13 protein-coding genes are annotated in these 13,231 nt (G+C 50.7%); 7 read left to right on the top strand and 6 right to left on the bottom strand.

Annotated features, from left to right (window positions below; translation table 11 throughout):
- Positions 1-27 precede the first annotated feature (27 nt).
- The 5 genes from J2Y43_RS08750 to J2Y43_RS08730 form a co-directional block, all read right to left on the bottom strand.
- Positions 28-492, bottom strand: a complete 465-nt coding sequence (locus tag J2Y43_RS08750) for an RES family NAD+ phosphorylase (RefSeq protein WP_309992564.1) — start codon at positions 490-492, stop codon at positions 28-30.
- A gap of 11 nt (positions 493-503) precedes the next feature.
- Entirely contained in the window at positions 504-935 is a 432-nt protein-coding gene (locus J2Y43_RS08745) for an antitoxin Xre/MbcA/ParS toxin-binding domain-containing protein (protein ID WP_309992568.1), read from the bottom strand.
- A 51-nt stretch (positions 936-986) separates the two neighbouring features.
- Complete coding sequence (locus tag J2Y43_RS08740) at positions 987-3,923, bottom strand: excinuclease ABC subunit A (RefSeq protein WP_309992570.1); 2,937 nt, start codon at positions 3,921-3,923, stop codon at positions 987-989.
- Positions 3,924-3,997: 74 nt separating this feature from the next.
- Complete coding sequence (locus tag J2Y43_RS08735; RefSeq protein ID WP_309993005.1) at positions 3,998-4,792, bottom strand: nicotinamidase; 795 nt, start codon at positions 4,790-4,792, stop codon at positions 3,998-4,000.
- Positions 4,793-4,799: 7 nt separating this feature from the next.
- A complete protein-coding gene (locus J2Y43_RS08730) occupies positions 4,800-5,351 on the bottom strand; it encodes a hypothetical protein (RefSeq protein ID WP_106599387.1) in 552 nt (183 codons plus the stop codon).
- A gap of 110 nt (positions 5,352-5,461) precedes the next feature.
- Between J2Y43_RS08730 and J2Y43_RS08725 the strand changes: the two genes are divergently transcribed.
- From J2Y43_RS08725 to J2Y43_RS08715, 3 genes are all read left to right on the top strand, one after another.
- The gene (locus tag J2Y43_RS08725) at positions 5,462-6,439 is read left to right on the top strand and encodes a glycosyltransferase family 2 protein (RefSeq protein ID WP_309992574.1); all 978 of its coding nucleotides are present in this window, start codon (positions 5,462-5,464) and stop codon (positions 6,437-6,439) included.
- 21 nt (positions 6,440-6,460) lie between these two features.
- A complete protein-coding gene (locus J2Y43_RS08720; protein ID WP_309992578.1) occupies positions 6,461-7,213 on the top strand; it encodes a DUF5672 family protein in 753 nt (250 codons plus the stop codon).
- An 84-nt stretch (positions 7,214-7,297) separates the two neighbouring features.
- Positions 7,298-8,554: an OmpA family protein gene (locus J2Y43_RS08715; protein WP_309992582.1), complete on the top strand. Its 1,257-nt coding sequence runs from the start codon at positions 7,298-7,300 to the stop codon at positions 8,552-8,554.
- Positions 8,555-8,724: 170 nt separating this feature from the next.
- On the opposite strand, the gene tpiA is transcribed toward J2Y43_RS08715, so the two are convergent.
- Positions 8,725-9,486 (bottom strand): triose-phosphate isomerase, encoded by a 762-nt coding sequence (tpiA, locus tag J2Y43_RS08710; protein WP_223406274.1) that lies wholly within the window; start codon positions 9,484-9,486, stop codon positions 8,725-8,727.
- A 301-nt stretch (positions 9,487-9,787) separates the two neighbouring features.
- On the opposite strand from tpiA, the gene J2Y43_RS08705 reads away from it, so the two are divergent.
- The 4 genes from J2Y43_RS08705 (at position 9,788) to J2Y43_RS08690 (ending at position 13,143) form a co-directional block, all read left to right on the top strand.
- Entirely contained in the window at positions 9,788-11,056 is a 1,269-nt protein-coding gene (locus J2Y43_RS08705; RefSeq protein ID WP_223406276.1) for an aspartyl protease family protein, read from the top strand.
- Positions 11,057-11,085: 29 nt separating this feature from the next.
- Positions 11,086-11,736: a tRNA (5-methylaminomethyl-2-thiouridine)(34)-methyltransferase MnmD gene (gene mnmD, locus J2Y43_RS08700; protein WP_309992587.1), complete on the top strand. Its 651-nt coding sequence runs from the start codon at positions 11,086-11,088 to the stop codon at positions 11,734-11,736.
- 21 nt (positions 11,737-11,757) lie between these two features.
- A complete protein-coding gene (gene lpcA, locus J2Y43_RS08695) occupies positions 11,758-12,342 on the top strand; it encodes a D-sedoheptulose 7-phosphate isomerase (RefSeq protein WP_309992590.1) in 585 nt (194 codons plus the stop codon).
- Between the two features lie 357 nt (positions 12,343-12,699).
- Positions 12,700-13,143 carry an NUDIX domain-containing protein gene (locus tag J2Y43_RS08690; protein ID WP_309992592.1) on the top strand — a complete coding sequence of 148 codons (444 nt, stop codon included), beginning with the start codon at positions 12,700-12,702 and terminating at the stop codon, positions 13,141-13,143.
- Positions 13,144-13,231: the final 88 nt, after the last annotated feature.

Below are 13,231 nucleotides of genomic sequence, written 5' to 3'. Positions count from 1 at the left end.
TTGCGGGAAAATGAAGTGCAGGAATGGCTAGCTGCGCCACAGGCGCCGGTCAATTGGAATGCGCTCCTGAGCCATAAGCTTGATATCCGAAAACAGCGGGTGCTCGGGATGTAGAATAATATTGGAGGAAAACGGCACGATCACCGACGGAATGCCGATGGCCAGCACGTCGGGTTTGATGAGCCAGTCTTTCAGCCAGAATTGCGTCCGGCCATAGGTTTTGTCCTGCCAGAAGTCGGGCAGGTCTTTTCGTGCGTAATGCCTGATGTTGTCGGGTATTTCGATAGACGAAAGCCAGTATTTGGGGAGATCCTCGTAGCGTACGCCGGGTGCGTGTGCGAGGGTCTCTACCAACCCAAGCTCGGGAGTGGATGTAGTGTAAAGTACGCCAATACCTTTTGGGTTCCACCGCGCACCGAATAACCTGGCCCCTTCGGTAGAAAGCGCCTCATGCCGGTATTTTTCGCGTGTGATCCTGTATACCAATGGCATGGGTGACGCGATCAGGCGGGTAAACCATAATCGAGGCGGCCAAGCACATTATCCACCAGCCCGAAACCTGTAACGGTATCCATCATTTGCAATGGCGACTGCTCATTCAGCTCGACGATTGGCGTCCGCAGCCAATGCCTCACCACATGCTCCTTGCCTTCAAAGGTGTCCAGCGCATGAATAAGCACATTCCGGAGGAGCAAAAGGCGCTCTGATGCATCGGTACCAAGCCGCTTTTCCCCTTGAATGCGATGCAAATTACGCGGTGTCATGCCCAATGCATAAGCAATCTCATTGTCAGTCAGTCCCACGAGATCAGAAACTTCATCAGCAACGGAACGCAAAATTCCCTCCCGTGACGTTTTCACCACTGCATACTCAGAAGCGGGCTGTTTGCCGTAGGGGACAAATTCTTCCTCAAAAAACCGAACAGGTGTTGACATAACAATTTCAAGTGAAGTATGTCACTAAGTTAAGTGACATACTTTAAATTATCAAATCTTTTCTTTCAAAAACTCCGCAGTGTAATTCCCTTCGAGTTTCACCATTTCCTCGGGTGTGCCGGCAAAGGTGAGCTGGCCGCCATTTTCGCCGCCTTCGGGGCCTAGGTCGATGATCCAGTCGGCGCTTTTGATGACTTCCATGTTATGCTCGATGATGATCACGCTGTCGCCTTGCTCTACGAGTGCATTAATGGCTTTGAGGAGCTTTTTAATGTCGTGAAAATGCAAACCGGTGGTCGGCTCGTCGAAGATGAAGAGCGTTTTGCCTTTGTTGGACGAGCCTTTGCCGAGGAATGAGGCCAGTTTCACACGTTGCGCTTCCCCGCCCGACAATGTATTCGAAGATTGTCCAAGCCCCACATAACCCAGTCCTACTTCTTGCAATGGCAGCAGTTTATCCGCCAGTTTCGGCTCCGACTCCCTGAAAAATTCGATCGCTTCATCCACGGTCATATCGAGGATTTCGGCAACGTCCTTGTCCTGGTATTTCACTTCCTGCACTTCCTGTTTGAAACGCTTGCCATTACAGCCCTCGCAAGTGAGGTAAATATCGGCCATAAACTGCATTTCGATCTTCACCTGGCCCTCGCCCTGGCAAATCTCGCAGCGACCGCCGTCGACGTTAAAGGAGAAATGCGAAGGTTTGTAGCCCCGCGCCTTCGAAAGCGGCTGTTCCGACATCATCTGCCGGATATAGTCGTAGGCTTTAATGTAAGTAACCGGGTTCGAGCGCGACGACTTCCCGATCGGGTTCTGGTCGATCATTTCAACGGCTTCAATGCGATCGATGCTGCCTGTGAGCTCGTCGAAACGCCCTACGTCCTCGCTGAACTCGCCTTTGAGGCGCATTAATGCAGGGTAAAGTATCTTCCGGATCAATGTAGATTTCCCCGAACCACTCACGCCGGTCACAACGGTAAGGTTATTCAAAGGGATTCTGACGTCCAGCTCTTTTAAATTATTCTCCCGCGCCCCTTTGATTTCCAGGAAATGCAAAGACTTCCTGCGAACCGAAGGCACCGGAATAGAATCATTCCCCAACAAAAAGTCCAAAGTATGCGACTGCACATTCCCTTCAACAACCTCCTGACCATTCCTGACCCCTTGAACATCCCTGATCTCCTGACTACCAATGACTCCCTGACCATTCTTAACCACATGACTACCACTGACTTTCAACGCCTCAATATCACGCTGGTTACCCTGAAAAACCACATGGCCGCCACCAGTACCGGCTTCCGGACCGATATCGATAATCTGGTCGGCGGCGTGCATTACTTCTTCCTCGTGTTCTACCACAATCACGGTATTACCCAGGTCGCGGAGCGATTCGAGCACGCCTACGAGGCGCTGCGTATCACGCGGGTGCAAGCCGATGCTCGGTTCGTCGAGAATGTACATGGAGCCCACCAATGCGCTTCCCAACGAAGTAGCGAGTTTAATGCGCTGGAATTCCCCGCCGGATAATGTGCTCGTAAGCCGGTTCAGTGTGAGATAGCCCAGCCCCACGCGGTTCATATAATCCAATCGGGATTCGATTTCCGTCAGGACGCGGCGGGCGATCTGCCGGTCGTGGTCGCTGAGTTCGAGCTGCTTAAAGAAGCCGGAAACATCCTGGATCGGCATCAGTACCAGGTCGGTGATGGATTTGCCGCCGATTTTTACATACGAAGCATCCTTCCGCAAGCGTGAGCCACGGCAATCGGGGCAGGTGGTGCGGCCACGGAAGCGCGAGAGCATGACGCGGTACTGGATTTTGTGCGTTTGGGATTCGAGCTCAGAAATGAAGTCGTTGATCCCCTGGAAGTATTGGTTGCCGGTCCAGAGCAGCTCCTTTTGAGCAGGGGTAAGGTCTTTATAAGGCCTGTGGATCGGGAAATCGAACTTCACGCCGTTACGCACAAGCGGGATCAGCCATTCGCCCATTTTCTCGGTTCGCCAGGGCGCGATGGCACCGTCGTACACCGAAAGGTTTTTATCGGGAATGACCAGATCGGGGTCAATGCCTAATATTTTTCCAAAACCCTCGCACCTTTTACAAGCACCGTAAGGGTTGTTGAAGCTAAAAAGATTGACGGTCGGTTCTTCGAATGTGATGCCGTCGAGTTCGAATTTATCAGAGAAAACCCTCTTTTCACCCCCAACAATATGTACCGTGCAAGTACCTTCTCCTTCGAAAAACGCGGTTTGTACGGAATCGGAAAGGCGGTATTGCGTGTCCTCGTCGTTATGCCGGATCGCGGCGCGGTCGATGAGGATGGAAACCTGGTTACCGGCTTGCGGGAAATGGTCTGGTTTTTCCAGAATGTCTTCAATGGAAACCACCTCCTCGTTCAGCACAATGCGGTTATAACCTTTGGAAAGCAGGATGGTAAGTTCTTCGATTTGCGAGCGGCCGTCGCGGATGAGCAGTGGCGCAAGGATCATCACGCGCGTACCCTCGTCGTGCGCGAGCATGTAGTTCACGACATCCGTTACGGAATCTTTTCGGACGATTTCACCCGAAATCGGCGAATAGGTGTGCCCGATGCGTGCAAAAAGCAGTTTGAGATAATCATAAATCTCGGTGGAAGTGCCTACCGTCGACCGCGGATTACGGGTATTTACCTTTTGTTCAATGGCAATAGCCGGTGAAATGCCTTTAATGTATTCCACTTCCGGCTTTTCCATCCTGCCCAGGAACTGCCGTGCATAGCTGCTTAGGCTCTCCACGTACATCCGCTGGCCTTCCGCAAAAAGCGTATCGAATGCCAGCGACGACTTCCCGGAGCCGGAAAGGCCGGTAATGACTACCAGCTTATTGCGCGGGATCGCCACATCCACATTTTTCAGATTGTTTACACGGGCACCTTTGATGAGAATGTATTGTCTCGGATCCAGTTCATCGAACTGGTCGGCCTCGATCCGGGGCACAGCTAGTTGCATCATAGCGGGGTTATCGATGGATTATGATATTAGTTTGAATGATGATGTGATACTATTATAACCAAAAGCCGGGGCATTTAGTTTTCTTTAAAAACCTGGTTCGCTTTCGCAAATTTCATGCCGTTTTGGGCGGCTTCTTCAAATATCGGATCGGCAAAATGTCCGAAGTTGGGAACGTCGGACATGCAGTCGGTTAATGCGATGGTTTTGGCAGCTAGTGCCGGTGCGTATTGCACGATTTGCCGGATGCTGGTCGCAACGCAATGCGAGCGTGCTTCGCCGGCCACCAGTAGCTGGTCATATTCACCTAATTCTGCCAGAAAGCGTTGGTCCAGCTCTGTTTCAGGCGCATTGGCTACTGGTACCTGCGCTTTGAATACTCCGAAATGCTCGGTGAGCGGGTTAATGCCTTTCGAAACGGTGCGATAGTCGCGGCGGGTGCGGTGCGTCCACGCGAGTACGGCGCGCATGAGGGTATCGTCGATGGCGGCGCCTTTGGAGCCGACCAGGCAATGCTCCGGCCAGATGAAATGCTGGAATTCACCTTCTGTTTCGAGGGTTTGCAGATATTCCAATACATATTCGGGCTGATATCGCGGTACCCATTTACCTGCTTTCACCGATTGTGCGGATATCAAGGTGAACGGCGCGACCGTATTGCCGTTCTGATCTTCCCAGAAGAGCGGGTGCGCAATATCGAGCACCTTGTGGGTATCGAGTGTCAGGAATATCGCATCGATTTTGTCGCCCTCGAGTGCAATCAGGTTAGCAATGCGCTCCACGTCTTTTTCCGCTCCGGGCACATACAGGGTGCCGTTAGGGTCGCAGAAATCGTATTGAGCGTCGATGATCAGCAATGCGGTCTTTTTCATGGTGTGTTTAAAATTCGAGTTCATGCGGCAGCTCCATTTGGCGCGCGTACATTTTGGAACAGAGGCTGAAAACCAATTGCAGCATCCGGTTAGCGTCTTTGATATAATCGGTCCGGTAATCTTCGTCGAGTTTGTTCAGCCCGTTGAGGATCACCTGCGCCTTTTTGGCAATGTACAACGCACAGGTATCGGCGCGGGACGAATAAGTCCGCAGAATATCCGAATAACTTTCCAGGAACGTATTGAGCAGGAAAAGGTTGAGCTCGATGCCCCCGATCTTGTCTTTCGTGACTTTCACATGGTATGCAATGTCCGCGCTGAGGCTGCGCATGTCCATCAGAACCCAGCCGGGCGTGTTCTGGTTGAATTTCGATGTCCGCACAATCCGGCCCATGAGCTCTTCCCGCCGCTCGGGAATGGTAGAACTGTCCTCGATAAGCTCGAAATGCAGTCGGTCGCTCAGGGTTTTATCTTTCGTGATCAGTCTCAGGAGCAGTTTATCCTTTTCTTTGGCAGGCATTTGGATAATCGCCTTTTTGAGCTGTTCTGGTAACGCCATTCGGGTGCTTTTAATAACTTTTCGCTTAATTCCCGGCACAACCACGTAACTTTATGGCCCATAAACGGGCCGGGAAGCTTTTACAAAAATATAAAATACAGATACACATTATGATTTCAGTGGCTATGTGTACTTACAACGGGGCAAAGTTCTTGCCCGAACAGTTGAAGAGCATTGCTGATCAGACGGTTTCGGTGGACGAATTGGTTGTTTGCGACGACAGATCGAAGGACGACACTATTGAAATCATAAAATCTTTTGCTGCAACCAGCAAATTCCCCGTACGCATCCACGTGAACGAGCAGAACCTGGGCTCAACCCGGAATTTCGAGAAATGCCTTTCGCTGTGCGAGGGGGACGTCATTTTTCTCTGCGACCAGGACGACCGCTGGCGGAAGGACAAAGTTCAGAAGCAACTTGCTTTCCTGAATGCACATCCAAACCTGGACGCGGTGTTCAGCGATGCCGACAAGATCGATGACGACTCGCGACCGACCGGCGGTACCATCTGGGAGGAAATCGAGTTCAATCAAGCACGGCAGCAGCTTTGGCATAGCGGCAAATCACACGAAATCCTTTTCAATGGTTTTGTGGTAACCGGTGCCACACTGGCGATCCGGAAATCCGCCCTCGAACGGCTGATGCCGTTTCCTACCCATGTTCAGGATCTGATCCACGATGCCTGGATCGCCATGGTGCTGAGCCTCGAAGGTAAGATCGAATTCATACCCGAACCGCTGATTTCCTACCGCATTCATTCCAGCCAGCAGGTTGGGTTTGGTAATAAGGTGGAGAAAGTACAGCTGGCCGATCGCTTCAAGCGCGACCGGCGGTTGAAGTTGATCCCGCTGGAAGAAAAGGCCAACAAGTTGCACGAGCTGTATTTGCTCCTGCGTGCGCTTCCGTTCGTCCCGCGCGAGAAACTGCTCAAATTATATCTTTCACAAAAGCATTTTTACACCCGCGCCGGCCTGCCGGAAAGCCGTTTCAAACGACTTACCCCGGTGTTGGGCCAGCTCTTGCGGGGCTATTACCGGTTTAGCAGTAAAGACTGGTGGTTACCGGCGGTAGGGGATTTATTGGAATAAAGAACTGGATGATTATTGAAAATGGCTGAAAATAAGTCGTTGGTGGCGGTGGTGATACCGGTATATCAGGCAAACCTGACGGAGGCGGAACAGCTGTCGTTACGGCAATGCATGCAAGTGTTGGGCAATTACCCGGTGATTATCGTGAAACCTGAAAGCCTGGACCTCTCCGCATTTCAGCAGCGATATCCCTCGCTTAGTTTTCAATCTTTCGATGACAGTTTTTTCACAAATGTCGACGCCTATAACCGGCTGATGGTGTCTGTTGATTTTTACAAAACTTTCACCGCCTACGAATACATTCTCATTTACCAGCTCGATGCCTTCGTTTTTCGGGACGAGCTGAAAGAATGGTGCGCGAAGGGTTATGATTATATCGGAGCGCCGTCGCTGCACCAGCCTGAATTCGACACCATTCCTGCGGAATCCGCTCAGGATTTTGCTCATGCATTATCGACGCAGCGCGTCGTGCTGAACGGCGGGCTTTCGCTGCGGAGGATTCCTTCTTTTTTACGCTACTTAAAGATTTACAATATCTTTTATCCTGCCTGGAAAGGGAATGAAGATATGCTCTTCTGCCAGGAAGCGACGCGCCTCAAACCGATGAAACTCTTCATGAAGCTGCCCGAATGGCGGGAGGCGCTGCGTTTCGCCTTCGAGAAAAGTCCGGCGGCAAGCTATGAGCTCACGAACCATCAATTACCCTTTGCCTGCCACGCCTGGGAGCGCTACAGTGCGGCATTTTGGACGCCATTCATCCCTGTAAACCAGTGACTTCCTGCGTTTAACAATTTTTAACAAACTATCGTCGGTTTTCGGACGTTCTTGCTGATATTTAGGTAAAACCCCAATATCACTATGCATTTCAAATTGCTTTCGGCCAGTTTTGGAGCCATTTTACTATCCATCCATACCAGCTTCGGGCAAATTACTGAAAACCCCAAAGTAGAGGAATCGTCGGTCCCGTATGTAAAAATCAAAAAGGTGGAGCTGACGGACGCCAACACGGTTATTTACCTGCAATTTATCGAGCCCAAGGCGCAAAAACAGCCACAATTCCGTTCGCAACCCCGGATGTCGCCTTTTCCAGACTCGCGCGTTCCGCAATTTCCACAGCAAGGCATCGGTCAGAGCCAAATCTGGCTCGATCCCGAAACCCGGCTCTACAAGCCCGGTGAAATCGATAAAAAGTTCAAGTTCATCAGGGCTGAGAACATTACCACTACCACCAAAACGAGCGTAGCCAATGGCGATACCGTCGATTTTGTGGCCTATTTTGAAAGACTTACGCCGGGAATCGAGGAGTTTGATTTTTATGAAGGCCGTAGTTCAAATGGTAACCAGTCGTGGAATTTTTACGGTATCCATGTTAAAAACCCGCTCAAAAAGGAGCCTGCGAAATCCGCCAAACCGGTAGCAAAGGCAACGCCGCCTGCTAAAAAGCCGGCCGCTCAACCGGCCGCAAAAGCACCTCAAAAACCGGCTCCGGCCCCCGCTCCGAAAAAGGATGCTGAAATGGCCGTTTTGAAAGGCACGATTTACAATGCGAAAACGAAAGAGCCGATTGCGGCACAGCTCTCGTACATCGAAAACGGCGACACGCTGCAAATCCGGTCGTCGTCCGGAAAGTACCGTGTGGGTGTGGACCTGGGCGAACGCTACAAATTCCGCGTGCTGGCCCGCGGCTATTACGGGTCGTCGTTCAGCCTTACGCCCGGCGATTCAACCGGCAAATCATTCGATCAGGACGTATACCTGATGCCGCTCATAGTTGGTGAAACGATATTGCTGCCGAATATCTATTTCGAAACCTCCAAATACACGTTACTACCGGAGTCGTATGAAGAACTGAACCGTCTGGTAGACGTCATGCGGGACAGCCCGACCGTGAAGATCCGCGTAGAAGGTCATACCGATAATGTAGGTGATTTTGACAAAAACCTCGAACTCTCCCGCCAACGTGCGGAGTCGGTGAAAAACTACTTGATCGAAAAAGGCATTGAAAGCGACCGTATTGAAGCAAAAGGCTACGGCGGCACGCGACCAATCACAAAAGGCAGCGAAGAAGAGCGGAAAAAGAACCGGAGGGTGGAGTTTGTGATTACGGAAATGTAGTCCGGCAGCGGTTGTCTTTGTCAGGTGTGGTCATTAGTAGTCAGGTATTGTCATTGGTGGTCAAGTGTAGTCATTGGTAGTCAGGTATTGTCATCAACGGGAACCAAATTCTCCCTCCTGACTATTTCTGACAACACCTGACAACACCTGACCACTAATGACGGCGAAGCCTACCGCGCCTTGATAATATTCGTGAACTCACGTGATTTCAACGAAGCGCCACCTACGAGGCCGCCGTCGATATCCGGTGCAGCGAACAGCTCGGGTGCGCTGGCGGCTGTAACGCTTCCGCCGTAGAGGATCGAAATTTCGTCGGCTACTTCTGCACCATATTTGGACGCAAGGTGCGCGCGCAATGCTGCGTGCATTTCCTGCGCCTGCTCAGCCGACGCTGTAAGGCCTGTTCCGATCGCCCAGATGGGTTCGTAAGCAATCACAACTGATTTCAACTGCTCTTCCGAAAGGTGGAAAAGGCTTTCGGTCAACTGGTTTTTTACAAAACCGATATAATCTTCATTCTGACGCTGTTCGAGCGACTCGCCACAGCAGAAAATGGGCGATACGCCGAAAGAGAGTGCCGTATTTACTTTTTCAGCCAGCAATGCATTGGTTTCGTTGAAATACTGGCGGCGCTCGCTGTGGCCGATCAGCACATATTGTACACCGATCGATTGCAGCATTTGTGCGGAGATCTCACCGGTAAATGCACCCGAAACTTTATCGGAGCAGTTTTGCGCGGCCAATGCGAAGTTAGGCGCGTCCTCGATATATTTTTGAATCGTAGTAAGGTAAATCGCAGGAGGGCAAAGGATGATTTTTGCGTCATTACGGACCTCATCTTTGGCCATATTAACGAGTTCCGAAGTAAGCGCAACTGCTTCATCCAGAACCTTATTCATCTTCCAGTTACCGGCAACAATTTTTTTTCGCATGAGAAAATTTTTATTGTGGGAAAAAGTCATTTTACGCAACAAAAGTACCATATTTTCCTCATTTACATGATTATATATATGTGATCAAAAAAATGTCGAAAAGTTTGCACATATCGAGATTTTTTTGTGTTTTATTAATGCAAAAAGACCTATTTTTACTTGAATTAACCGATTGGACTGAATTCGATACTTAGCGTACACCGAAGAATATAAATAGAGTTTCAAGTCGTTTATAGTCAACGTGTTGAAATATGTCACCCCAGGATTAGAAAAATTAGCCATTTAAAGAAAGGAGGCCACGATGAAAACGTCTAAGTGGTTTATAGCAGCGATCATACTTTTTACTCACACCCTGACATTCGGCCATTCCAGCGACGTACCCCCTGTATCAGAGGAGAAGTATGGTTACTTTTTGGATAAAAACCATAAAACAGCACGCATTCCGTTCGAGCTGCACTCCAACCTGATATTACTCTACGCGAAGATCAACGACAATGATTCGCTGCGTTTTATCCTCGATACGGGCGTTAGTTCGATTATCATTACCGACCCCAACATCCTCAAAGCCGACAAGCTGCGTTTAACCCGGAAGGTTAACCTCACCGGTGCGGGCGAAGGCGCATCCATTTCGGCACATGTGGCGATAGACAACAAATTTTCGATGGGCAGGCTCAGGGCCAACCACCAGAACATCGTGATCCTCGAACAGGACTTCCTGCGCCTATCCGAGTATGTGGGCGTGCCGGTACACGGGATTTTCGGGTATGAGATCTTTAACAACTTTGTTGTAACCATTGATTTTGCCAAAAAGGAAATATTGCTGATGCGGCCGGACAGGTACAAGTACAAAACCAGTAAAGGCGATAAACACCCCCTCATTATTGAGGATACCAAGCCATTTACCGATGCCGTGACGCTTTTCGCCGATGGGCGCGAGCATCCGATCCGCGTGCTGATCGACACCGGTGCCGGGCATGCATTGCTGCTCAACAATACGCCCAAAGAAACTTTCCGCTTGCCCGAAAAGGTGATCCGTGCACAATTGGGTCGGGGGCTGAACGGCGTGATCAACGGAAACCTGGGCCGGGTCGATAAAATGAAGCTGGGCCGGTTTGAGCTCAATAATGTGGTAGCCTCGTTCCCCGACAGCATCGCATTCGGCTCGAAAATACGGGCCGGGGCTGAGCGGCAGGGGAACATCGGTTGCGAATTGCTTCGCCGTTTCAAGGTCACATTCAACTACGGCGAGCGCTACATGGTGCTCAAACCAATCCGGAGCCGCCTCCGCGAGAAATTTGAACATGACATGAGCGGTATGGAGATCCGCGCGGAAGGAAGGGATTTGCGCGATTACATTGTCAACCATATCGTGGCGGACTCTCCTGCGGCGCGCGCGGGCCTGATGGAGGGCGATCAGCTGCTGTTTATCGACGACCACTCCGCTGCCGAGCTGAATGTGAGTGAAGTATATAAGCTGATGCAGCGCGGGGACGGGAAAAACATAGACCTGCTTGTGAAACGTAAAGGCGATATTTTCTTTACCCAGATCACACTGCGCAGAATGATTTAGTACTTTTGGCCAAACTAATACCCGGCCATTTGAAACGCTTCATTATCACGGAAGACGGCTCGCATTCATTGTTCAGTGCGCAGTTCAATCAGCAATACCATTCTTTGCAAGGTGCCCTGAATGAATCGGAGCACATTTATATCAACCTTGGTTTGAGGCCGGCCCTTGAAAACGGGCCGGTTTCTGTTTTTGAAATGGGTTTCGGCACGGGACTGAATGCATTTCTCGCGTGGAAACTTGCCGATAGTCTTCAAAAGCAGGTTTTCTACACTTCCGTGGAGGCATATCCCGTTTCGTTGCTGGAAGCCTCACAGCTCAACTACGAAGAAGCGACCGGTGAGAAAGGCTTTATGCAGCTTCATCAGGCGCCGTGGGGCGAGGAGGTGGCCATTTCTCCTTTTTTTAACCTGAGGAAAGAAATGACCACCTTACAGGACTTCACGCCGGACCGGTTTTTTGACGTCATTTTCTACGACGCATTCGATCCGCAGGCACAGCCGGAGCTCTGGACAGAAGAAATTTTCACCAAAATAGCAGCCCAAACCAAGCCCGGCGGCGTATTAGTGACATATTCGTCAAAGGGCATCGTTAAAAGGGCATTGGCCGCCGCAGGTTTTAAAGTGGAGCGGCACAAGGGCCCCGGCCGGAAAGCGCATATACTCAAAGCCGTTAAACTCTGACATTCATTAGCATTAATACACATGAATTACCAAAGCATTATTAGCCAGGAACTGAAAGAAGCACAATCCGTTCTCGACAACTTCCTGAGCGACCCGGAACAAATTGAAAAGATCGAAAAGGCAGCCGGACTGATGGCCGACGCCATTATCCATAACGGCAAAATCCTTTCCTGCGGCAACGGCGGCTCGCATTGCGACGCCATGCATTTCGCCGAGGAACTCACCGGCCGCTACCGCGACAACCGCCGCGCATTACCGGCCATCGCAATCTCCGATGTGAGCCATTTGAGCTGCGTCAGCAACGATTTTGGGTACGAATATGTGTTTTCGAGATATATCGAGGCATTGGGCCAGCCGGGCGACGTGCTGCTGGGCCTAAGTACTAGTGGAAATTCAGCCAATATTATCCGTGCCGCCGAGGCTGCAAAGGCGAAAGGCATGAAAATCATCATCATGTCGGGCAAGGACGGCGGTAAGCTCGCGGGCGTGGCCGACGTCGAGATCCGCGTGGCGCATTTCGGTTACGCCGACCGCATTCAGGAAATCCACATCAAGGTCATCCACATTTTCATGCTGCTGATCGAAAAAATGGTGCTGCGGGATTGACGCGTGTGCGGCAAGGCGACGTCAGGTACTGGTCAGGAGTAGCCAGGAGGTCATTTGTGGTCAGGTGTAGTCGAGTATTGTCAAGTATTGTCAGGAAGTAGTCAGGTGTAGTCAGAAGGTTGTCAGGTGTAGTCAGAAAATTATCGGGCACTGGTAAGGATAGTCATTTGTTGTAAGGTGGTGTTATTTTTCACAGGAAGTTTGTTTATTGAGAAACAATCATTTCAATATCTAACCACAAATTGCCATTCCTAATTACACTTGACAATGCATGACTACACATGACCACACCTGACTATTCATGACAAATCCCTGACTAAAATACATGCGTTACACATCCAGCACACCCATACCGTTATGAACGTCCGTCCATCCGCTATCATTCTCGACAACGACAAGATCCTCACCCTGCGCTACCAGTACGGCGAAAAGGAAGTATTCGCATTGCCCGGCGGTAATCCCGACCCCGGCGAATCGCTCTCGGACGCGCTCGCACGGGAGCTGATGGAGGAATTGGGCGTGGAAATAGAAGTTGGCAAAATGGTCTCCTGCGGGGAGGTAATCTGGCAGGAGGTGCGGAAAGAGACCCTGCACATGGTATTTAACGCAAAAATAACAAAGGGATCCCCGGCACTTGACCCGGTGCATACCACGGCCCTCGAAATCGTATGGCTTCCGGTGGCATCGCTTGGTTCCAGGCATTTGTATCCCAATGTCGGCCCGCAGATCGCCGCATTCTGCAATGAGGAGCTGCATTCGGGGCACATCGGCGTGATCGACCAGCCTTACGTGCGCTCATAAACGGGTTAGTTGGGGGCAATACTTCTTCGTTCGTTTCTATAAGACAGAAACATACCGTACTTTTGCGTTTTTAATAGGCAGCAGGGTA

The organism is Dyadobacter sp. BE31 (assembly GCF_031457695.1).
GTDB lineage: Bacteria > Bacteroidota > Bacteroidia > Cytophagales > Spirosomataceae > Dyadobacter.
This window is presented reverse-complemented; position numbering and strand designations above follow the sequence as displayed.